Source organism: Paraburkholderia sp. EG286A (genome assembly GCF_040965375.1).
GTDB lineage: Bacteria > Pseudomonadota > Gammaproteobacteria > Burkholderiales > Burkholderiaceae > Paraburkholderia.
Window position 1 is genome coordinate 1,318,274 of the sequence record NZ_JBFRCB010000001.1, and the last position, 20,827, is coordinate 1,339,100.

A 20,827-nucleotide genomic window follows, 5' to 3' on the forward strand; every position below is an offset into this window, starting at 1 on the left:
CGCGCGCCAATAATCAGTACAGCCAGGCTGCGTTATCCCGCCTGACGCCACGACGCGTGCTCGTGCCCTTCCGCCAGCAGCTTGCGCGCGATTTCGGCCACTCTGTCCACGTGCGCGATCGCGGCCTCGCGTGCGGCGACCGCGTTTCCGGCTTGAATGGCGCTCAGGATGCGGTGCATTTCATCGACGGCCTGGCGGCCGCGGTCGTCGGAAGCGATCGTCAGGGCTCGCAAGCGGTTGATGCGCGCCGTCAACGACTGCACGATTTCCCAGGCCACGCGCTTTTGCCCGGCAATGAACACGCGCTCGTAGAAGGCCGTGGTGAGCGCCCTCACGGCCGGATGGTCCTGCGCTTCGAAGGCCGCCTGGATCCGGTCGATGAAGCCGGCGAGATCCGCGACGATGCGCTCGTCCGCATGCTGCGCGCACGCCATCGCCGCTTCGCCTTCGAGCAGCGCGCGTATTTCGTAGATCTCCGCCGCCGTCTCGAAGTCGAGCACGGCGACGATCGGCCCCTGGTTCGGGATCGAGTCGACCAGCCCCTCCGTTTCCAGATGCCGCAAAACTTCCCGCACCACGGTGCGGCTCACGCCGAGAATCTCGCACAGCGAGCGCTCGACCAGCCGCTCGCCCGGATGAAAATGCGCCTCCAGGATGGCCGTGCGCATTTTTTCGAGCGCGAGTTCCCGCAAGGTGGCCGTGGGGCGTTCGACCCGCAGCGATGGCAGTGCGTCACTCATGACAGCCGCCGTCAAGCTTGCGCGAACAGGCGCACGTCGCGCGCGTCCCAGTCGACGAGCGCCTGCGTGCCGATCATGATGCCGCCGTCATGGCGATGCGCCGCCGGCATGCGGATCGAAATCTCCTGCTGCCAGGGCGTCGCCACCGCGTAGTGCATCGCGTCGCCGAGATAGGTAACGTCGCGCACGGTCACGGGTAAGCCGGTCGTGCCGTTCGCGCCTTGCAGCGAGCTGATGCGCATCTGCTCCGGGCGGATCATCACCGTGCCGTCGTCGCCGGCGGCGAGTGACGGATTGAAGGCGTCCGAGGCGATTTCATGGCCATTCGGGAACACGCCGTTCATGCGGCCTTCGCTGCTCCTCGTCACCTTCACGGGCAGAAAATTCGAATTGCCGATGAAGCTCGCGACGAAGCGTGAAGCCGGGTTCGCGTAAAGCTCCTCGCCCGTGCCGACCTGCTCGATGCGGCCTTTGTTGAACACGGCGATGCGGTCGGAAAGGCGCAGCGCTTCCTCCTGGTCGTGCGTGACGTAGAGGATCGTCACGCCTGTCTCCTGGTGAATGCGGCGCAATTCGAGCTGGATTTCCTCACGCAGCTTCTTGTCGAGCGCCGAGAGCGGTTCGTCCATCAGCAGCACGGGCGGATCGTAGGCCAGCGCGCGCGCAATCGCCACGCGTTGCTGCTGCCCGCCCGAGAGCTGGGCGGGCATGCGGTCGCGGCACTCGGACAGATGCACGAGCTTGAGCATCTTCTCCACTTTCGCCTTGACTTCGGCTTCGGGGCGGCGGCGCACGCGCAGCGGAAACGCCACGTTCTCGCCCACCGTCAGATGCGGAAACAGCGTATAGCGCTGAAACACCATGCCGATGTTGCGCTTGTTGGGCGCCACCGCCAGCAGCGGCTTGCCGTCGAGCAGCACGCGCCCTTCCGTGGGCTCCTGGAAGCCCGCGACGATATAGAGCGTCGTGCTCTTGCCCGACCCCGACGGTCCGAGGAAGGTCATGAATTCGCCCTTGCGCACATCGAGCGACACCTGGTCGATGGCGACGACGTCGTCGTAGGTCTTGCGCAGGCGCTGGATTTGCAGGAAAGCAGTCATGGCTTGTTTACCTCGGTTAGCGGCCGCGGCGCACGAGAGCGCCCGCCAGCATCAATAACGTTGTCAACGCGACGAGCAGCGAAGACGCCGCGGCAACGACAGGTGTGAGGTCCTGGCGCAGCGTGGCCCAGATCCGCACGGGCAGCGTCTGCAGCGTCGGGCTCGACATGAAGATGGACACGACCACCTCGTCCCACGAAGCGAGGAACGAAAAGATCGCCGCGGCGTAGAGACCGAGCCGGATGGCCGGCAGCGTCACTTTCAGCTTCACCATGAACGGCGAGGCGCCGCAAATGAGCGCGGCGTCTTCCAGCGACGTGTCGAAGCTCGCGAGCGAATTGCTGATCGAAATGATCGAGAACGGCAAGGCGATGATCAGGTGGCCGATCACGAAGCCCGTCATCGTGCCGTTCATGCCGATGCGCAGGAAGAACGCATAGAGCGCGACGGCGAGCACCACGACGGGCAGCACCATCGGCGTGATGAAGAAGGCCTGCACCGCGCCGCGCCCGCGAAACTTGCCGCGTACGAGCGCAAGCGAAGCGAGAAAGCCGATCGCGACGGAGAGCACCGTGACGATCACGGCGAGCTTCGCGCTCGTGAGCAGCGAGTCGATCCAGCCCGCATCGGTGAAGAGTTGCCGGTACCACTCGAGCGTCCAGCCCGGCGCCGGAAAGATGAGCCACTGCGAGTCGCCGAAAGAAAGCGCGACGATAAAGACGATGGGCAGCAGGAGAAACAGCGCGACGGCCCCGCCCACGGCCAGCAACATCCAGCGCAGCGCGCCCAGGCGATCGAAATCGAGCAACATGTCAGCGCCCTCCGAGACTTGCGCGTGCATGACGCGTGAAGCGCAGTTGCAGCGCATAGAGCGAGAGCGTCACGGCGAGCAGCACGAATGCGGCGGCGCCGGCGAGGCCCCAGTTCAAGAGTTCCTGCACGAGCTGCGCAATGAGTTCCGCGAGCATCATGTACGAGGGACCGCCCAGCAACGCGGGCGTGACGAAGTAGCCCAGCGCCATCACGAACACCATGAGCGCGCCCGAGGCCACGCCCGGCATGGCGAGCGGCACGAGAATGCGCCAGAAAGCCTGCCAGCGGCTTGCACCGCACACGGCGGCGGCGCGCAGCGTCGAAGGGTCGATGCTGCGCAGCGTGGCGTGCAGCGGCATCACGAGAAACGGCAGCATGATGTAAGTCATGCCGATCGTCACGCCCGTGAGATTGTTGACGAGCGAGAGCGGCTCATGGATCACGCCAATCGCCATCAGCATGCGATTGATCGGTCCCGTTTCCTGCAGCAGCACCATCCACGCGAAGGTCCGTGCGAGCAGGTTGGTCCACATCGACAGCAGCAGGATCGCGAAGAACACGGCGCTGACCTTGCGTGGCGCGATGGCGAGCAGCCACGCCATCGGGAAGCCCACGAGCAGCGTGACGAGCGTCACGACCGTCGCCACGAGAAACGTATTGCCGAACACGCGCAAATACGTGGTCGAGCCGAGCAACTGCTGGTAGTTGTGGAGGCCCGGCGTCGGCTCCAGCACGCTACGCAACAGCAGCGAGAGCACCGGCAGCAGGAAGAAGATCACGAGCAGCAGCATGGCGGGCGTCAGCAGCCGCATGCTGCGCCAGTCGCGCCTTTTGCGCGTGGCCGTCGCGGCCGGGTGCGCGACGGTACTCAATACGTTAGGCATGATGTTTCCTTTTGAACCGGTTCGCGACGTCGGGACTCGCTTACTTCGATTGCCACGCGTACCAGCGCTTCGCAATCGCATCGCGGTTCTCGGCCCAGTACTTCATGTCGAGATTGATCTGCGATGCCTTGTATTGATCGGGCAGCGTCTTCGCCATGGCCGGCGACATCAGCGCGGCCGACTTCACGTTGATCGGTGCGTAACCCGTATCGGCCGCGAATTTGGCCTGGGCCTGCGGGCTCGTCGCCGCGGCGAGATACTTCATCGCCGCATCGCGGTGCTTGGCGCCCTTCGGGATCACGAGCATGTCGGCGGCGGTGAGGTTCTGGTTCCACGAAATGCCGACGGGCACGCCGGTTTGTGCGAGCGCGTGCAGGCGGCCGTTCCAGAACATACCGATCGGCGCCTCGCCCGAAGCGAGCAGCTGCTGCGACTGCGCGCCGCCGCTCCACCACACGATGTCGCTCTTGATCGTGTCGAGCTTCTTGAACGCGCGATCGAGGTCGAGCGGATAGAGCTTGTTGGGCGGCACGCCGTCGGCGAGCAGCGCGATTTCCAGCACGCCCGGCGCCGACCACTTGTAGAACGTGCGCTTGCCGGGGAAGCGCTTGGTGTCGAACAGGTCCGCCCACGTTTGCGGCTGTGCGCCCGTGTATTTCGCCTTGTTGTAGCCGAGCACGAACGAGTAATAGAAGCTGCCCACTGCGGCTTGCGACGCGAAGCGCGGGTCCAGCTCGTCCTTCTTCACCACCGAATAGTCGATCGGCTCGATCAGGCCGGCCTTCTGCGCGGCATAGGCGAAGTCGCCTTCCACGTCCACGACGTCCCAGCTCACGTTGCCGCTGTCGACCATCGCCTTGAGCTTGCCGTAGTCGGTCGGGCCGTCCATCAGCACGGTGATGCCGCTCGCCTGCGTGAACGGCTGCGCCCAATCCTTCTGTTGCGACGATTGCGTGGTGCCGCCCCAGCTCGTGAAGACGATGGGGTCCGCGGCCAGTGCCGGCGCGGCTGCGAGTGTCGCCGCGCAGGCTACGAACATCGGCGCGATAAACGAGGTGCTTCTGCTGCTCATGGCTGTCTCCGGTGAAACGGTTGGTTGTCGCTTCGTCAGGCCGGCTGCGGGAAAACGCGCCGGCTTCTTCATGGTTGTGTTCTGTGTCGTGTCGTCAATGCGCGAGGGCGAGCGGCTGCACGGTGCCGGCTTCGCTGTCGCCCACGTAAATGCCGAACGCGTCCTGCTTGCGTTCGCGCACATAGCGTTCGAGCATCGAGCGCACGGCGTCGTCGCTCACTTCGTCCCAGGGGATCTGCGAGAGCGGCACGATGCGGATGCTGCTGTCGAGCCAGGGCGAGCCGTTGTGAATCACGCGGCCGCGGTAATAGATGTGCTCGCCCGGCCCTTTGCCGCTGCCGTCCTCGAACACGGCGAAGAGAAAGTCGAGATGCGCGCGCAGGCCGAGCTTCGCGAGCACGCCGCGCAGGCTTGCCGCGTCGCTGGCCGGTTCGAGCCTGACGCCCGTTGGCAACGCCACGCCATCGGGTGTGTCGATCAGCACGAGGCCGTCGCGGTGCTCGAGAATCGCGCCCACTTTCGCGCGCACACCGGCTGCGGCCAGCGCGTCCTGCGAGAGGCTGAAGTTCACGTACGCGCCGCGGCAGTAGCCAAGCGGCGTCGAGCTCGTTTGCACGAAGTCCACCACGCGGCCGATCAGGATGATGTGGTCGCCCGCGTCCACGACTTCATGCGTCGTGCAGTCGAAGCTCGCCGCCGCGCCGTCCATCACGGGCGCACCGGTTCTGCGCGTGCTCCAGGGCACCTGCGCGAACTTGTCGGCGGCCTTCGAGGCGAACACGCCCGACACCTGCTGCTGGTCTTCGGCGAGCACGCTCACGGCGAAGCGGCGCGTTTGCGAGAACACCGCATAGCTCGACGCCGTCTTCGCGATGCACACCAGAATGAGCGGCGGGTCGAGCGACACCGAGGTGAACGAGTTGGCGGTGAAGCCGCGCGGCGAGCCGTCGGGCTGGATCGTCGTGACGACGGTCACGCCCGTCACGAACGCGCCCAGCGCGCGGCGAAATTCGGCGATATCGAAAGCCGGTTGCGCGGGGTGGGCAGTCATCAGCTCAGCCATGGCGTTCTCCTGTGTTTGCTGCGGTATTGGCTGCCTGCGTCGCCGATGCCTCGGCGAGGAACGCGAGCAGGCTTGCGTTGACGCGTTCCGGGTCGGTGACGTTCATCATGTGGCGCGCGTTCGCAATGACTTCCGCACGCGCGCGGGGCGCGACCGCCGCCATCGCGTGCGACATCTGCCCGCTCGAATTCGGATCGCACTCGCCGGTGAGGAAGAGCGCGGGCACCGCGAGACTCGCGAGACGCCCCACGTGCGCGTCGTCCGAAGAGGCGAAAAGGCGGTAGGTGCGCGCGTAGCCCACGGGATCGACGGCAAGCAGCAGCGCGCGCACCGCCTGCGCCGCCTGGGTCAGATGCCCCGGAATCGGGTCGCCGAACCAGCGCGAGAGCGTCGCGTCCACGCCGCTCGCGGCAGGCGCGTCGCCAAGACTGGCCGCGCGCGTCATCACCGCTTCGCGCTGCGCCGGCGTGCGGTCGTACACCGCGTTCAGCGCAACCACGCTCAACGTGCGCGGCGCATTGAGCAGCGCGAATTCGAGCGCGACGAGCGCCCCCATCGAATGCCCCACTACGTGCGCGCGCTCGATCTGGATGGCGTCGAGCAGCGCTTCGAGCTGCGCGGCGTATTCGTCGAGCGTGGGCTGTGCGCTCGGCAGCGCGCTCTCGCCGTGACCCAGCATGTCGTAGGCGACGACGCGAAACGATTCGGATAACGCATCGATCTGCGGCGCCCACACGCTCTGGTTCATGCCCACGCCATGGATCAGCACCACGGTTTCGCATGCGGCGCCCGATTGCGGCGCGTACACGCTGTAGCACGTGCCCGCGGTTCGACCGCGCTGGGCGCGCGAGACGGCATGTTCGGAGGCGAAAGCTGGCTTCATGGAATTCAGGCTCCATCCGGCGACTCGGGCGATACGGAAAATCGCCGGAGGTCTCGTTCGATGAGATTATGGTATGCCATCTTATGGCCCACAACAAACTATTGCGTATTATGGAATACCATGAGATCGTGTGCGAGCGCGCTGGCACGTTTTGGGCCACGCCTGATCCACCTGAATTGAGCAGACAAAAGAAAAGGCCGCCGGCGTGTGCCGGCGGCCTTTCAGCCTTGCGAGTTGGCGAAAGCCTCAGGCGTCGCCGAGACCTTCGTTCTGCTGGGCAAGCGCCGAGAGCGCCAGTTCGGAAACCCGCTTGATATGCGCGAACGACGCCGCGGAGGCCGCTTCGCCGTCGCGCCGCTCGATGGCGTCGAGCAGCAGGTTCATCTCGCGATTGGAGTCGCCGCCGCGCCCCGGCATCGCGATGGTCAACGCGCGCAAGCGGTTGATGCGCGCGTTCAGCGTCTTGACGACCGTGAGCGACACCTGCTTGTTGGCGGCTTCGAACAGCGTTTCATAGAAGCGCTCGGTGTGCTCCACCACGCGCGGCAGGTCGCGCTTTTCGAACGCGTCCTCGATGATCGCGCGGACCGCGCGCAGCTGCTGCACGACTTCGGGCGTGGCGTTCTCGGCGCAGGCCCGGGCGGCGTTGGCTTCGAGCAGCCCGCGCAACTCGTAGATCTCGCCCACTTGCGCGGGATCGAGGCGCGCCACGATCGGCCCCTGGCGCGCGACGATCTCGACCAGCCCCTCGGTCTCGAGATGCCGGAGCACCTCGCGCACCACCGTGCGGCTCACGCCAAGCTCGTCGCACAGCGTGCGTTCGACGAGCCGCGTGCCCGGCCGAAAATACCCCTGGACTATCGCGCCGCGCAGTTTGTCGAGCGTGAGCTCACGCAGGGTCTTGGCATTGCGATCGATTTTGAGGTCTTGCATAGGCGGCAACAGGAGAAGGACGAAAGTCCACGCACGAAGGCACGGACATGGAATGCCATATTATGACGCAACTGACGTCCAGCTTTCCTTCTGCCTGCGCTTTTGCCCCCCGCTTTTTGCACCGGCCGCACCGGCCTGGTCAGCCCTCCAGCCCCTCGACGATCGCGATCTGCGCCACACAATGGCCATCGCGCTTCGCCTTGGCCGCCTGATATTCCGGCGAGTGATAGCAGTCGAGCGCCGTTTGCATGTCGGGGAACTGGATCACGACGTGCCGCGCGAACGACTCGCCTTCCAGCACCTGCGCCGCGCCGCCGCGCGCGAGGAAGACGGCGCCGAACTTCTTGAACGCCAGCGGGGCGATGTCCGTGTAGTCCTTGTACTTGGCGGGGTCCAGCACGGTCACATGGGCAATCCAGTAAGCAGTCATCTCTCCTCCTCGTTTTCCATCGTCGGATTCATATAAAAAAGCGGCAATCCCTTGCCAGACGGGGCTCGCTGCATGCCATCGGGTTAACACTCATGGCATGCCGTAACATGGTATACCACAATGCTTCACACAATCAACGTACGAAGGAAGTTGCCATGAGCCTGATTCGCAAATCCATCCTCCATGTCGAGAACGTCTTCGTAGACGGCGACAAGGCCGCTGCGAAGCCGCTGAAGATGATCGGCGCGGTCGCGGTGATCAAGAACCCGTGGGCGGGCCGCGGTTACGTGGAAGACCTCTCGCCCGAGATTCGCGCAATCGCGCCGCAACTGAGCGAGCACCTCACGAAGCTCATCATCGACGAGGCCGGTTCGGGCGAAGCGGTCGAAGCGTTCGGCAAGAGCGCCATCGTCGGTCTTGCGGGCGAACTGGAGCATGCGTCCGCGCTCATCCACACGCTGCACTTCGGCAATATCTATCGCTCGGCGGTGGGCGCAAAGTCGTATCTCGCGTTCAACAACACGCGTGGCCCCGCCAATGCACCGCTGCTCATCCCGATGATGGACAAGAACGACGAAGGCCGCCGCTCGCACTACCTCACGCTGCAGTTCTCGATTGCCGATGCGCCGGCCGCCGATGAACTGGTGGTCGCCATTGGCGCCGCAACGGGTGGCCGTCCGCATCACCGCATTGGCGATCGCTACAAAGACCTCGCAGAGCTCGGAAATGACGTCAAGAACCCTGCAGCTGTCAAATAAGCGCGTCGCGCACTATCTGGAGCAAGGTTCGGGCGAACCGCTCGTGCTGATTCACGGCGTGGGCATGCAGGCCAGCGCGTGGTATCCGCAGATCGAAGACCTCTCGGCCGAATTCCGCGTGATCTCGGTCGACATGCCGGGCCACGGTCAAAGCGATGCGCTCGAAGCTGGCGCCGGCTTACCGCCGTTCGTTGAATGGGCAACGAGTTTCATCGAGGCGCTGAAGGTCGGTCCCGTCAATCTGGCGGGGCACTCGATGGGTTCGTTGATCGCGGCTGGCGTCGCGGTCACGCGTCCCGATCTGGTCAAGCGCGTGGCAGTCCTGAACGGTGTGTACCGGCGCACCGAAGAGGCGCGCGAAGCCGTACTGCAGCGTGCCGCCGAACTGCGCTCGGGCACCATCGACGTGGATACGCCGCTGCGGCGCTGGTTCAACGCCGAGGAAGCGCAGCAAGTGGCGGCGCAAAAAGTCGAGTCGTGGCTGAAGTCGGTGAACCTCGCCGGCTACGCCACGGCGTACACGGCGTTTGCGGGCGGCGACGACGTGTATGCCGACGGCTGGCATACGATTCGCTGCCCTGCCCTCGTCCTGACCGGCTCGGACGACCCGAACTCGACGCCGGAGATGGCAAGACAGATGGCGCAAGCCGCGCACAACGGCACGGCCGTGGTGATCGAAAACGAGCGCCACATGGTGAACCTGACCGCGCCGAACGAAGTCAATCGCGCGCTGCGTGCCTGGTTGCAGACGGAGCCGCAGGCGGAAAACCACGAAGTGGAAGTGTGAAATGAGCCAAGACACGAGCCAGGTAGTTCAACCGGAAGCAGCGAAGATCAACACGCGCGAGCTGCGCGACGCGTTCGGCGCGTTCATGACGGGCGTGACGATCGTGACGACCGCGACGGACGACGGCAAGCCGCTCGGCTTTACCGCCAATTCGTTTTCGTCCGTTTCGCTCGACCCCGCCCTGCTGCTGGTGAGCATTGCGAAGACGTCGGGCAATTACCAGACGTTTTCCACTGCGGGCCACTTCGCCATCAACATCCTGGCGGAAGGGCAAAAGGATTTGTCCAACACGTTCGCGCGGCCGAGCGACGACCGCTTCGCCAACGTGAACTGGCAATTGAGCGCCAACCGCAACCCGCTCATCGGCGACGTCAGCGCCTGGTTCGACTGCACGACGCACGCCGTGATCGACGCGGGCGACCACGCGCTGATCGTCGGCCGTGTCGAGGCGTTTCATTCCGCAGGCTTCGCGGGCCTCGGCTACTACCGCGGCGGTTATTTCACGCCGGCCAAGGTATCGGCGGAAGTCATCGCGGGCCCGAAGGTGGTCGTGAGCGCGATCATCGCGCGCGAGGACAAGGTGCTCCTCGTGAAGACCGCCGACGGCAAATGGGGCCTGCCTTCGAAAGAGATCGGCAAGGAAGGCGCCGACAAGGCGCTCGCCGATATCTTCACGAAGTACCAGCCCGACGCATCGGCAAGCTTCATTTACTCGGTCTACAACAATACCGAAACCCATTACCAGTACATCTCGTTCCTGTGCAGCGCGCCGGACGAACTCACCGCAGCGGGCGACGCGTCGGCCCAGTTCGTCAGTCTGGAAGACGTGCAAACGCAAGCGTTCCAGGACAGCGCACTCGCCAGCATGCTCCAGCGCTACCGCAAGGAAAGCGAGTTGAAGAGCTACGGGATGTACTTCGGCGACCATAGCAACGGCACAGTCCGCCCGCTTCATTCCTGAAAGGTTCCATCATGCGATTCTCACTTTTCGTTCACATGGAGCGCGTCTCCGACCAGACCAGTCAGAAGCAGTTGTATGACGAAATGATCGAGCTGTGCCAGATCGCCGATCGCGGCGGCATGCACGCCATCTGGACCGGCGAGCACCATGCGATGGACTTCACGATCGCACCCAATCCGTTCCTCAACATCGCGGACCTCGCCAACAAGACGAAGAACGTGAGGCTCGGCACGGGCACGGTCATTGCGCCCTTCTGGCACCCGATCAAGCTCGCCGGCGAAGCCGCGATGACCGACATCATCTCGAATGGCCGTCTGGATCTGGGCATCGCGCGAGGCGCATACTCGTTCGAGTACGAACGTCTGATGCCGGGGCTCGACGCGTGGGGCGCAGGCCAGCGCATGCGCGAACTCATTCCGGCCGTGAAAAAGCTGTGGGAAGGCGATTACGCGCACGAAGGCGAGTTCTGGAAGTTCCCCACGACCACGTCGTCGCCGTTGCCGCTGCAGCGCCCGCATCCGCCGATCTGGGTGGCCGCGCGCGACCCGAACAGCCACGAATTCGCCGTGTCCAACGGTTGCAACGTGCAGGTCACGCCGCTGCATTTCGGCGACGAAGAGGTCGAGAAGCTCGTCGGCCACTTCAACGCCGCGTGCGAGAAGTTCAGCAACGTGCCGCGCCCGCAGATCATGCTGCTGCGCCACACGTACGTAGCGAGCAGCGAGGACGACGCGCAGGTCGCGGCCGACGAGGTGAACACGTTCTACAACTACTTCGGCGCGTGGTTCAAGAACGAGCGGCCCGTGAGCCGCGGCATGATCAAGCCGCTCACGAAGGAAGAGATCGCCGCTCACCCGTTCTACACGCCCGAGGCGATGCGCAAGAACAACGTCATCGGCACGCCCGAGGAAGTGATCGGGCGTCTGCGGGCCTACGAGAAACTGGGCTTCGACGAGTACTCGTTCTGGATCGATACCGGCATGAGCTTCGAGCGCAAGAAGGCGTCACTCGAGCGCATGATCAACGACGTCATGCCTGCATTCAGGTAAGGGGCGGATTCCATGGATTTTCATTTTCAGCTGTATATCGACGGCCAGTTCGAAGCGGGCGCCGCGACGTTCGGCAGCGTGAACCCGGCCACCGGCAACGTGTGGGCGCAAATGCCCGAAGCGCGCACGGAGCAGGTCAACCGTGCCGTCGAGGCGGCCAACCGCGCGCTGACCGATTCCGCATGGGCCGGCCTCACCGCCTCGGCGCGCGGCAAGCTGCTGCACAAGCTGGCCGGGCTCGTCGAAAAGGCTGCGCCGCGACTCGCTGAAATTGAAACGAACGACACCGGCAAGATCATTCGCGAGACGTCGAGCCAGATCGCTTATGTGGCCGAGTACTACCGCTACTACGCGGGGATCGCCGACAAGATCGAAGGCAGCCACATCCCCGTCGACAAGCCGGACATGCAGGTCTGGCTAGAACGGCAGCCCGTCGGCGTGGTCGCCGCCATCGTTCCATGGAACAGCCAGTTGTTCCTTTCCGCCGTAAAGGTCGGGCCGGCGCTCGCCGCCGGTTGCACGGTCGTGCTGAAGGCTTCCGAGGAAGCACCCGGCCCGCTGCTCGAATTCGCGAGGCTCGTGCACGAGGCCGGATTTCCGCCGGGCGTCGTCAACGTGATTACCGGCTTCGGGCCGGAATGCGGCGCGGTGCTCAGCAGCCATCCCAAGGTCGACAAGGTTGCCTTCACGGGCGGCCCTGAAACCGCGCGGCATATCGTCAGGAACACGTCGAACAATCTGGCCAAAGTTTCGCTTGAACTGGGCGGCAAGTCGCCGTTCATCGTGTTCGCCGACACCGATATCCAGAGCGCGGTGAATGCGCAAGTCGCGGCGATTTTCGCGGCAAGCGGCCAAAGCTGCGTGGCGGGCTCGCGTCTTTTGATCGAGGCGTCCGTCAAGGACGAATTCCTCGCGTTGCTTGTCGAGCGCGTCTCGCGCATTCGCGTGGGCTCGCCCAACGAGATGACGACGGAATACGGGCCGCTCTGCACCGAAAGACAACTGCGCAACATCGAGAAGATCGTCGCGAGTTCCGTGACCCAGGGTGCCAAGGTGCTCGCCGGCGGCAAGGCGCTGGAGCGCGACGGCTACTACTATGCGCCCACGATCCTGGACTGCTCGGGCGTGAGCAACGCGGACAGCATCACGACGGAGTTGTTCGGCCCCGTGCTTTCGGTGGATACGTTCTCTTCCGAACAGGAAGCCATCGAGAAGGCGAATGGCACCGCCTACGGACTCGCCGCGGGCATCTTCACCACCAACCTCACCCGCGCACATCGCGTTTCCCGGCGTGTGCGCTCGGGGATCGTCTGGATCAACACCTATCGGGCGGTGTCGCCGCTCGTGCCGTTCGGCGGGTTCGGGCTGTCCGGGCACGGCCGCGAAGGCGGCATGGCTGCCGCGCTCGAATACACGACGACGAAGTCCGTGTGGCTGCGTACCTCGGACGAGCCGATCAGCGATCCGTTCGTGATGCGCTGATCCGTTCCCCGCTGTATCGATTCAAAACTGCTGCAAAGCCGTTCAAGGCGATGCCGCGCCACCTTCGTGGCGCGGCCCGGCCTGTGCAATAAAGATGGAGACACTATGAAAAACCCGGCGAACGACAACAGCGTTCTGACCATTGAAAGCAACTCAATCGAGTATGTCGCTCCCGAGGATCGGCATGGCAAGCCAGTCGATCTGTTCACGTTGTGGTTCTGCACGAATGTTGCGCCGCTTGCGGTGATATCGGGCGCGACTTCGGTCCTGGTCTTTCACCTCGACGTGATGAGCGCGATTCTCGCCATCGTCGCCGGGCAATTCTTCGGCGCCATTTTTCACGCCCTCACCTCCGCGCAAGGCCCGCTCGTCGGCGTGCCGCAGATGATTCAAAGCCGCGCGCAATTCGGCCGCTATGGCTCGCTGCTCGTGGTCGGCTTCACCACGCTGATCTATCTGGGCTTCTTCGTCTCGAACATCATCCTTGCGGGCAAGACGCTCCACACCGCCGCGCCCGCGGTGCCCGTGCCGGTAGGGACGGTGCTCGGCGCGATTCTCGCGACGCTCGTCGGCGTGATCGGCTATCACTTCATTCACCGCTTCAACAAGATTGGCGCCTGGTTCATGGGCGGCGCGCTCCTGATCGGCATGATCATGATGGCCCCCGGCCTCGACGCGCAGATCCTGCAGCAAGGTCATTTCGACGTGTCGAACTGGTTCGCGATGTTCGGACTGTGCGCCGTCTGGCAAATCAGTTTCGCGCCCTACACGTCCGACTATTCGCGCTACCTGCCGACCTCGGCGGGCTTTGTGAAGACCTTTGCGTTCACGTATTTCGGCACCTCGCTCGGCACGATCTTCGCGTTTCTCTTTGGCGTGCTCGCGGTCAGCACCGGCCATTCCACCGACGCCATGCAAGCCATCCGCACACAAACGGGCATGTTCGGCTATGTGCTGATCGTCCTCTTCCTGGTCAACATCATTGGCCACAACGGCATGAACCTGTATGGCGGGGTGTTGTCCTTCATTACCGCCGCGCAGACCTTTCGCCCCGACTGGGTGCCTGGCCGCACGGTGCGCGTCGTCTTTTCGACCGTCCTGCTGGTCGCCTCTACCGTCACGGCGCTGTGGGCCTCGAGCAATTTCATCGCGATCTTCCTGACGGCGATCTTTGCCATGCGCATCGTGCTCGCGCCCTGGGTCGCGATCAATCTGGTCGACTTCTATCTGATCAACCACCGGCGCTATCGCGTCGCGGAAATCGTGAGCAGCCACGGCGGCGTGTATGGCTCCTTCAACTTCAAGGCCATCGCCATTTACCTGTTCGGCATCGCGGTGCAGGTGCCGTTCATGGCGGAGAGCTTTTTCCACGGTCCGCTGGCGTCGATCGTCGGCGACGCCGATGTCTCGTGGATGGTTGGCCTCGTCGCGACGGCGCTGACCTACTACGTATTCGCTTCGAAGGACGGTTCGCGTTCGCCCCGGCGGTCGCCGGCAGGGGCCGCGGTCTCTGAGTGAAGTGCGCCGCAGACGCGCAAAACGAAAAGGAAGAGCCTCGGCTCTTCCTTTCGCCCTGCGCATGACTCACACCCCTACCAATCAGTCGTAAAGCACCGCCGCGATCTTCGGGTCGCTCATATTGGTCTTGTCGTACCAGTAAAAGCCCGTGTCGATCTTCTTGGGCAGCGTTTCGCCCTTCAGCGCCTTCGCCGCGGAATCGACGACGCACTTGCCGATGCCCACCGGGTTCTGCGTAATCGCGCCCGCCATCAGGCCGGACATGATGGCCTCCTTCTGCTCCTTGCCCGAGTCGAAGCCGATCAGCACCAGCTTCTTGCCCGACTCCTTCACGCCGATCGCCGCGCCTTCCGCCGAGCCTTCATTGGCGCCGAAAATGCCCTTGAGGTTCGGGTTCGCCTGAATCATGGCCTTGGCGATTTCCGCCGACTTCAGGTGGTCGCCCGCGCCGTACTGCACGGAAACGATCTTGATGCCCGGATGCTTCGTCTTCATCTCGTTGAGGAAGCCGTCGCGCCGGTCGATACCCGTGCGGCTCGTCTGGTCATGCACGATCACGCCGACTTCGCCGGAATTGCCGATCATCTCCGCCATCTTGTCGGCGGCGAGCGCGGCGGCGGCGAGGTTGTCCGTGGCGCAGGTCGTGAGCGGAATATCGCTGTCGACGCCCGAGTCGAACGCGATCACGGGGATCTTGCTGGACTGCGCGCGTTTGAGCAGCGGAATGGCGGCCTTGCTGTCGAGCGCGGCGATGCCGAGCGCCTGCGGTTTCTTGGCGAGCGCGGCAGAAAGCATGTCGATCTGCTTGTCGACCATGGCCTCGGTTTCAGGGCCTTCGAACGTGATCCTGACGTTGTTCGCCTTCGCCGACTGTTCCGCGCCTGATTTCACGGCTTGCCAGAACTGATGCTGAAAGCCCTTCGAAATGATCGGAATGTAGGGTTCCTCAGCATAGGCCAAGCTGGACGCGCCCACGAGCGCGCCCACTCCGATTACGGCACTGATCAGTTTTCTTTTCAACATGACATTTCTCCTCCTAAGGTGGGCCATAGACCTCCAGCCGTTGAGGGAGCCTTGTTTTACTCCCCGTTCTTTCCGTGCTTTTTCCGTCTCCTCTTTCAAGCCTTCTTGCGGCGCAAGATATCCGCGTAAACCGCGAGAATGATGATGAGACCCGTCACCACGATCTGCCACTCCTGCGCGACCGACATGATGCGCAAGCCGTTGGTCAGCACGCTCATGATGAACGCGCCGATGATAGTGCCGAGTATCGTGCCCGAGCCGCCGCTCAGCGACGTGCCGCCGATCACGACCGCCGCGATGGCTTCCAGCTCGTAGCCCTGGCCGAGCGCCGGTTGCGCCGAGTTCAGGCGCGACGCGATCAGGAGCCCCGCAATGCCGCAAATCGCGCCGCCAAGGCCGTAAATCGCAATCTTCCAGCGATCGACGTTCACGCCCGAAAGCCGCACGGCTTCTTCGTTGCTGCCGAGCGCGAATGTATAGCGCCCAAGCGCCGTGCGGTTCAGCGTGATCGAACTCACAATCGCGAGCACGAACAGGATCAGCACGGCGTTCGGTACAGGCACGCTGGGCAGGAAATAGCCGATCAGCGAGTCCTGCGAAATCATGTAGAAGTTCTCGGTGTCGTTGAAATAGATCGGTTTGTCGGAGGAGACGACGAGCGAAAGCCCCTTGAGCAGCAGCATCATGCCGAGCGTGGCGATGAACGGCGGAATCTTCATCTTCGCGGTGAGCGTGCCCGAAATGGTTCCGCACACCGCTCCTGTGCCGATTGCGGCGAGCACGCCGATCCACATCGGCAAATGCCAGTAGGTCAGAAACACGCCGCAAATCACGGCCGTAAAGGTCATCAGCGTGCCGACCGACAAATCGATGCCGCCCGTGATGATGACGAACGTGCTGGCAATGGCGAGCACGCCGTTCACGGCGGTGGCCTGCAGAATGCCGAGGATATTGTCCATCTGCATGAAGGCAGGCGAAGCGAAGCTGAAAAAGATCAGCAGCAGGATCAGGCTCGCGAACGCGAGCATTTTCTGCAGCGCAGTGGGCGAGAAAATGCGCGCCTTCAAACCGGACGACCGTTTCTGGTCGGACAGCGCCGCAGTATCCGATTGCATAGTCATGGATTCGACCTCTTGAGGCTCATGCCGCTTGCAGGGTTTCGCGCTGGGTCGCGAGATGCATGATGCGCTCCTGGGTCGCCTCGCTGGCGGAGAGTTCGCCAGTGATACGGCCTTCGCACATCACTACGATCCGGTCGCTCATGCGCAGGATTTCCGGAAGTTCCGACGAGATCATCACGATCGCCTTGCCTTGTTCGGCGAGCGCGCGCAACAGCTTGTAGATCTCGCTCTTCGCGCCGACGTCGATGCCGCGCGTGGGCTCGTCGAAGAAAAGCACGTCGCAGTCGCGCTCCAGCCACTTCGCAATGACGATCTTCTGCTGGTTGCCGCCCGACAGCAGACGCACCGGTTGCGTGGCCGAAGGCGTGCGAATGGCGAGCAGACTGATGAAATGCGCCGCCCTCTTGCGGATCTGCACGCGGCGCAAAAACACGTTCAGCGAAAGGAATTTGCCGAGATTGGACATCACGATGTTCGATTCGACGTCCATGCCGGTCGCGAGACCGAAGCGCTTGCGGTCCTCGGAGAGATAGCCGATGCTGTGCGCGACCGCGTCGCTCGGCGTTTTGATCGATACCTTCGCGCCTTTCACGAAGATGTCGCCGGACTCGACCGGGTCCGCCCCGAACACGGCGCGCGCGACCTCGGTGCGGCCCGCGCCCATGAGCCCCGCAAAGCCCAGTATTTCGCCTTTGCGCAACGTGAAGCTCACATCCCGTACGAGCGGGCCCGCGTTCAGATGCCTCACGTCCAGCGCGACTTCGCCCTGGTGCGCCGGACCCTGATACGGTGCGACATCGGCGAGCGTTCTGCCGACCATCATGCCGATGATGGCCTGCACGCTCGTGTCGGCGGCGGTGACGGTGGCAACGTACTCGCCGTCACGCAGTACGGTGACGCGATCGGCAATCTGCTTGAGCTCATCCATCTTGTGCGAGATGTAGACGACCCCCACGCCCCGCTCTTTCAACTGGCGAATGATGCGGAAAAGCTCGGCGATTTCCGCGTCGTTGAGCGCGGAAGTCGGCTCGTCCATGATCAGCACGCGCGAATCGAACGACAGCGCCTTGGCTATCTCGACCATCTGCTGGCTTGCCACCGTGAGCGAGCCGACCACAGTGCGCGGGTCGAGGTGCACGTGCATGCGGGCGAGAATCTCGCGTGCCTGCGCATTGAGTTTGTCTTCGTCGAGAAAGAGCCCGAGACGCCCGCGCGGTTCGCGGCCGATGAACATGTTCTGCGCGACGGTCAAATGATTCATCAGCTGAAGTTCCTGATGAATGATGCCGACGCCCACGGCCTGGGCCTCCCCCGGACTTGCGAACGCTACGGGCTGGCCGTCGTAGAGAATGTCGCCCGAGTCGCGCGTATACACGCCCGCGAGAATCTTCATCAAGGTCGACTTGCCCGCGCCGTTCTCGCCCATCAGCGCGTGTACCTCGCCCGCCATGAGCTCGAATTGCACTTCGTGAAGCGCTCTCACGCCGGGAAAGCTCTTGCTCAGCTTGTTGACGGAAATGAGCGGCGTCATGGCGCTGATCCGCGAAGAAAAGCCAGACACATTACCGGGGCCTCTTGATTGCGTGCGCGGCGTGGCTTGCAGCGCTGCACAAAGGGGGTTGAAGGACGGGCGTTGCTCGACGTAAGGCTAACGTGCTCAAGGTGCAAAGAGATCCGGCCGCTCTTTCGCGGACCGGCGCAATTCCTCGATCACCTGATCGAGATGGTCGTGCATGGCTTTGGCCGCAGCGTCGGCACGGCCGGCGCGAATGGCCTCGAAGATGCGTTCGTGCTCGTCGAGCGTGTGCACGAGACGCTCGGGACTGGCCAGCAATTGCCTCGCGCGGTCCAGCGCGTTGCGCGACACCGCGACGATCTCTTTCACCCGCGGCAGATTCACCGCGTCGAGCAGGATTTCATGAAACGCCAGATCGAGCTCGTGAAACACGAGACGCTGGCCATTGCCGGCGACCTTGCGCTGCTCCTCGAGATTGGCTGCCAGTGCGTCGATCGTGGCGCGGTCCTTCATGCGCGCGACGCCGCGCACCGTTTCGACTTCGAGCGCGCTGCGAATGAACAGATGCTGGCGGATGTCGTCGAGCGCGATCGGTTTGACGCGCGTGCCGCGCTGCGGCAAAACTTCGACGAGACCCGCATGCGCGAGCTTCGCCAGCGCGGCGGAAACCGGAAAGCGCGACACGCCCATGCGTTCGCAGACCGCCATCTTGTCGATCATCATTCCGGGTTCCAGCGCGAGCGTCACGATCGCTTCTCTCAGTGCGTGCTCGACGGCATCGGTCAGGCTGCCGCGCTCGCCGCCCCTAATCTTTTGCAGTGCGACATAAGGATTGCCGGCGACACTCGCCACTTCGGATGAAGAGTTCACGGCGCGCTTGATTTTGAGAAGACATGCTAGCATGCTAGGTAGCAGATTCAACGTTGTCAACGCGTGCAAACGCCTGGTTTTCCCCTACCCGAAAGCCGTCCCTTTAGAAGGGAGTTCGAATGACCACGATCAGCAGCCTGTCCGTTCGCGATATCCGCTTTCCCACTTCGCGTTCGCTCGACGGTTCCGACGCCATGAACGCCGCGCCGGACTACTCCGCCACTTACGTCACGCTCGAAACCGATTCTCCAGACCAATTCACGGGGCACGGGCTCACGTTCACCATCGGGCGCGGCAATGAAATCTGCGTGACGGCGGTCAATGCGCTGGCGCCGCTCATCGTCGGCAAGCGGCTCGAAGACATTACCGCGAACATGGGCGCCTTTTGGCGCGCGTTCACTTCGGATAGCCAGTTGCGCTGGATCGGGCCGGACAAGGGCGCGATTCATCTGGCTACGGCGGCGGTCGTGAATGCGGTGTGGGACCTGTGGGCCAAATCGGTTGGCAAGCCTGTATGGAAACTGCTCGCGGACATGAGTCCCGAGGAACTCGTGCGCTGCCTCGATTTTCGCTACGTGACCGATGCGATCACGCCTTATGAAGCGTTGGCCATCCTGCATCGCCACGCGAAGACCAAGGGCGCGCGCGAAGCGGAAATGCTCGCGCAGGGCTATCCCGCCTATACGACCTCGGCCGGCTGGCTGGGCTACGACGACGACAAGATCCGGCGCCTCGCGCGGGAAGGCGTCGCGCTGGGCTGGACGCATTTCAAGCAGAAAGTGGGCGGCAATCTCGACGAAGACGTGCGGCGTGCACGCATTCTGCGCGAGGAGATCGGCGAGAACCTGAAGCTGATGATGGACGCCAACCAGGTGTGGGATGTGGACGAAGCGGTGGCGAACATGCGGCGGCTCGCGGAGTTCGATCCGTGGTGGATCGAGGAGCCGACGAGCCCGGACGATATTCTCGGCCATGCGGAGATTCGCCGGCGGTTGGGGGCGATTGGGGTTGCCACTGGCGAGCATTGCCACAATCGCGTGATGTTCAAGCAGTTGTTGCAGGCGCAGGCGATTGATTTTTGTCAGGTGGATGCCTGTCGGTTAGGGGGACTCAACGAAGTCATCGTCGTGCTGCTGATGGCGGCGAAGTTTGGTGTGCCCGTTTGTCCGCATGCCGGTGGCGTTGGGCTGTGTGAGTATGTGCAGCATATTTCGCTGTTCGATTATGTGTGTGTTTCGGCTTCGCTCGAGAATCGGGTTCTCGAGTATGTGGATCATTTGCATGAGCATTTTGTTGATCCTGTTGTGATTCGGAATGGGCGGTATATGCCGCCTCAGCGGCCTGGTTATAGCATCGAGATGATCGCGGAGTCGCTCGATAAGTATCACTTCCCTGAGGGGGAGGCCTGGCGGGGTTAATTTTTTGTCTTGGCTTCCTGTGATTTTGGCCTTTCCTTGTTTTCGTGTCGGTATGCAAGCGTTGCCCCTGTGCGGGGCGGCACCTCCTTTCTTTGTCCCCCAAGGGGACTTCCTTCGGGGCACACGGCAAAGAAAGCCGCTCAAACCGCCAGTGCCTGCCACAGTTCACATCTCGCCATACATGGTGAATGGCTCCGGAGCGTCTGTCGCCTCGCACCACCAAAGTGAGTGACAAAGGGCTCATTCATCGCCGGCATGCGCAAGCTGCTCACCCAGCTCAACGCCATGATGCGGGATGCCATTCCCTGGAATCCCCCCAAAGCGTGATTTCTTGGGTCTTGCCCCTTGACCTTCAATACAGTTGCTTTCTTTGCCGCCGCAAAGAAAGTAGGTGCCGCCCCGCACA

Annotated in this window: 20 protein-coding genes; 7 read left to right on the forward strand and 13 right to left on the reverse strand. The window is 63.2% G+C overall.

Going from position 1 to position 20,827, the window contains the following annotated elements:
- Nucleotides 1–32: 32 nt before the first annotated feature.
- From AB4Y35_RS05860 to AB4Y35_RS05900, 9 genes are all read right to left on the reverse strand, one after another.
- Nucleotides 33–740 carry a GntR family transcriptional regulator gene (locus tag AB4Y35_RS05860; protein WP_368686863.1) on the reverse strand — a complete coding sequence of 236 codons (708 nt, stop codon included), beginning with the start codon at nt 738–740 and terminating at the stop codon, nt 33–35.
- Nucleotides 741–751: 11 nt separating this feature from the next.
- Complete coding sequence (locus AB4Y35_RS05865; protein ID WP_368703690.1) at nt 752–1,840, reverse strand: ABC transporter ATP-binding protein; 1,089 nt, start codon at nt 1,838–1,840, stop codon at nt 752–754.
- Between the two features lie 16 nt (nt 1,841–1,856).
- A complete protein-coding gene (locus AB4Y35_RS05870; protein WP_368703691.1) occupies nt 1,857–2,651 on the reverse strand; it encodes an ABC transporter permease in 795 nt (264 codons plus the stop codon).
- A 1-nt stretch (nt 2,652) separates the two neighbouring features.
- Nucleotides 2,653–3,537 (reverse strand): ABC transporter permease, encoded by an 885-nt coding sequence (locus AB4Y35_RS05875; RefSeq protein WP_368703692.1) that lies wholly within the window; start codon nt 3,535–3,537, stop codon nt 2,653–2,655.
- A 40-nt stretch (nt 3,538–3,577) separates the two neighbouring features.
- Nucleotides 3,578–4,609, reverse strand: a complete 1,032-nt coding sequence (locus AB4Y35_RS05880; protein ID WP_368686859.1) for an ABC transporter substrate-binding protein — start codon at nt 4,607–4,609, stop codon at nt 3,578–3,580.
- A gap of 94 nt (nt 4,610–4,703) precedes the next feature.
- Nucleotides 4,704–5,672, reverse strand: coding sequence for a flavin reductase family protein (locus tag AB4Y35_RS05885; protein ID WP_368703693.1), 969 nt, complete (start codon nt 5,670–5,672; stop codon nt 4,704–4,706).
- Complete coding sequence (locus tag AB4Y35_RS05890) at nt 5,665–6,555, reverse strand: alpha/beta fold hydrolase (protein ID WP_368703694.1); 891 nt, start codon at nt 6,553–6,555, stop codon at nt 5,665–5,667. Before AB4Y35_RS05890 ends, AB4Y35_RS05885 begins: the two co-directional genes overlap by 8 nt.
- A gap of 246 nt (nt 6,556–6,801) precedes the next feature.
- Nucleotides 6,802–7,488, reverse strand: a complete 687-nt coding sequence (locus AB4Y35_RS05895) for a GntR family transcriptional regulator (protein WP_254354726.1) — start codon at nt 7,486–7,488, stop codon at nt 6,802–6,804.
- Between the two features lie 139 nt (nt 7,489–7,627).
- The gene (locus AB4Y35_RS05900) at nt 7,628–7,918 is read right to left on the reverse strand and encodes a DUF1330 domain-containing protein (RefSeq protein ID WP_368686856.1); all 291 of its coding nucleotides are present in this window, start codon (nt 7,916–7,918) and stop codon (nt 7,628–7,630) included.
- A gap of 155 nt (nt 7,919–8,073) precedes the next feature.
- Between AB4Y35_RS05900 and AB4Y35_RS05905 the strand changes: the two genes are divergently transcribed.
- The 6 genes from AB4Y35_RS05905 to AB4Y35_RS05930 all read left to right on the forward strand — a co-directional run bounded on the left by AB4Y35_RS05905 (nt 8,074) and on the right by AB4Y35_RS05930 (nt 14,473).
- Nucleotides 8,074–8,676 carry an amino acid synthesis family protein gene (locus AB4Y35_RS05905; RefSeq protein ID WP_254315446.1) on the forward strand — a complete coding sequence of 201 codons (603 nt, stop codon included), beginning with the start codon at nt 8,074–8,076 and terminating at the stop codon, nt 8,674–8,676.
- Entirely contained in the window at nt 8,645–9,463 is an 819-nt protein-coding gene (locus tag AB4Y35_RS05910) for an alpha/beta fold hydrolase (RefSeq protein ID WP_368703695.1), read from the forward strand. Before AB4Y35_RS05905 ends, AB4Y35_RS05910 begins: the two co-directional genes overlap by 32 nt.
- A gap of 1 nt (nt 9,464) precedes the next feature.
- Entirely contained in the window at nt 9,465–10,424 is a 960-nt protein-coding gene (locus AB4Y35_RS05915) for a flavin reductase (protein ID WP_368703696.1), read from the forward strand.
- An 11-nt stretch (nt 10,425–10,435) separates the two neighbouring features.
- Nucleotides 10,436–11,473: an LLM class flavin-dependent oxidoreductase gene (locus AB4Y35_RS05920; RefSeq protein WP_368703697.1), complete on the forward strand. Its 1,038-nt coding sequence runs from the start codon at nt 10,436–10,438 to the stop codon at nt 11,471–11,473.
- A gap of 12 nt (nt 11,474–11,485) precedes the next feature.
- Nucleotides 11,486–12,955: an aldehyde dehydrogenase gene (locus AB4Y35_RS05925; RefSeq protein WP_368703698.1), complete on the forward strand. Its 1,470-nt coding sequence runs from the start codon at nt 11,486–11,488 to the stop codon at nt 12,953–12,955.
- A gap of 105 nt (nt 12,956–13,060) precedes the next feature.
- Complete coding sequence (locus tag AB4Y35_RS05930; protein WP_368703699.1) at nt 13,061–14,473, forward strand: cytosine permease; 1,413 nt, start codon at nt 13,061–13,063, stop codon at nt 14,471–14,473.
- An 81-nt stretch (nt 14,474–14,554) separates the two neighbouring features.
- On the opposite strand, the gene AB4Y35_RS05935 is transcribed toward AB4Y35_RS05930, so the two are convergent.
- The 4 genes from AB4Y35_RS05935 to AB4Y35_RS05950 form a co-directional block, all read right to left on the reverse strand.
- Nucleotides 14,555–15,496 (reverse strand): ABC transporter substrate-binding protein, encoded by a 942-nt coding sequence (locus tag AB4Y35_RS05935; RefSeq protein WP_133184644.1) that lies wholly within the window; start codon nt 15,494–15,496, stop codon nt 14,555–14,557.
- Nucleotides 15,497–15,591: 95 nt separating this feature from the next.
- Nucleotides 15,592–16,617, reverse strand: a complete 1,026-nt coding sequence (locus AB4Y35_RS05940; protein WP_368703700.1) for an ABC transporter permease — start codon at nt 16,615–16,617, stop codon at nt 15,592–15,594.
- Nucleotides 16,618–16,636: 19 nt separating this feature from the next.
- On the reverse strand, nt 16,637–18,148 hold the full coding sequence (locus AB4Y35_RS05945) for a sugar ABC transporter ATP-binding protein (protein ID WP_368703701.1): 1,512 nt from the start codon (nt 18,146–18,148) through the stop codon (nt 16,637–16,639).
- A gap of 126 nt (nt 18,149–18,274) precedes the next feature.
- Entirely contained in the window at nt 18,275–19,036 is a 762-nt protein-coding gene (locus tag AB4Y35_RS05950; RefSeq protein ID WP_368703702.1) for a GntR family transcriptional regulator, read from the reverse strand.
- Nucleotides 19,037–19,122: 86 nt separating this feature from the next.
- Between AB4Y35_RS05950 and AB4Y35_RS05955 the strand changes: the two genes are divergently transcribed.
- Nucleotides 19,123–20,421: an L-fuconate dehydratase gene (locus AB4Y35_RS05955; protein WP_368703703.1), complete on the forward strand. Its 1,299-nt coding sequence runs from the start codon at nt 19,123–19,125 to the stop codon at nt 20,419–20,421.
- Nucleotides 20,422–20,827: the final 406 nt, after the last annotated feature.